This is a genomic window from Microcystis sp. M53602_WE12 (assembly GCF_030065455.1).
GTDB classification, from domain to species: domain Bacteria; phylum Cyanobacteriota; class Cyanobacteriia; order Cyanobacteriales; family Microcystaceae; genus Microcystis; species Microcystis aeruginosa.
Map to the genome: position 1 here is coordinate 1 of NZ_JASJFB010000715.1, position 1,147 is coordinate 1,147.

Here is a 1,147-nt window from a genome sequence, read left to right on the forward strand (position 1 = left end):
CTTAGCTTAACAATTGATTGTTTTCGCCACGACCCCGGCGACTGTTCGAGTTTTGTCAGGGAGATTATGGTGGTGACCCTTGCTACGAAGCGGTCTTTTCCGACCAAGGTTGGGACGGTCTACCACCTCTCTCAATATACAAGGTTGGGTTGAAGCATGAAACCCAACGCCCGATTATGTTACGCTACCGCTAACCCATCCTACAAATAATTGTGCCTCCCTACTTAATAAGGTGGCTAAGGTGGGGTTGACTTTTAAGGGTTTTTCAATGTTTGAAATCATCGCTTATTTTCCTCTGTTTAATCGCTTTTCTGCTCTAGATAAACTTTTTTCTCAACCTTTAATTTCTCTTTTTCAGTAATTAATTAAGTTTTCATCGGGGGATTTTTTTTGTTCCTCATTGGCAATTTTTTGATGATGGATCAGAATTTGATAACGAATGCTTTCAACAGATTAGCTAACAAGGCTCATTTTGACTTTTTGATTGAGTGCGGTGGCGATTTTTTGCAGCATTATTAGGGGATTGTCTTGATAGTCAGCGTCTTCTAGATCTTCAATAACGGATTTTTCAACATGGATTAGGTCGGCTAGTTGTTGTTGGGTTAATCCAGCTTTTGTACGAGAGTCATAAATCAGTTGTGCGATTTCTGCGTTGATGGATTCTAGGGCGATTTGTTCTTGTATTGTGGGATCGTCTGCGATGATTTGATGAATGATTTTTAGGGCATCTGTGGTTTTAGGCATATTTATTTTTAGTTAATTTCTTTTGTTAAAGATGTCCTCGATTTTTTGATAGTTCATTTAGGATCTTTGATTTCTAATCATTTAAAAGTTTGGCTGATGTATTTTGTTACATAAACAAATTTTATATAATGCAATCTTACAATAATTTAGTAAATCCTGCTTGTTCAAAATGACGATCAGAGGTAAGCTGTTCGTAATTTAAATTGCGTTAACAGAAGGCTCTTCGTTACTTGGTATGGTTCGATAGGGGAGCATAAATCGACTAAATCCTTATCTGGCAAGAGACTTAATTGATTAGTTCGCTCTAGATCAAAAACAATTGACAAAAATCGCCAAATGTCTTTCTCTATAAGAGTTTCATTCCTTATAATCCTGTACGTTGCATAAGACAAACCGAAGAACC

General features: G+C 37.1%; 2 protein-coding genes. Both read right to left on the reverse strand.

The genetic code is table 11. From position 1 onward, the window contains the following. Positions 1–453: 453 nt before the first annotated feature. On the reverse strand, positions 454–744 hold the full coding sequence (locus PX482_RS22190) for a helix-turn-helix domain-containing protein (RefSeq protein ID WP_288025019.1): 291 nt from the start codon (positions 742–744) through the stop codon (positions 454–456). A gap of 176 nt (positions 745–920) precedes the next feature. Further along, positions 921–1,136: a hypothetical protein gene (locus PX482_RS22195; RefSeq protein ID WP_288025022.1), complete on the reverse strand. Its 216-nt coding sequence runs from the start codon at positions 1,134–1,136 to the stop codon at positions 921–923. Positions 1,137–1,147 lie beyond the last annotated feature (11 nt).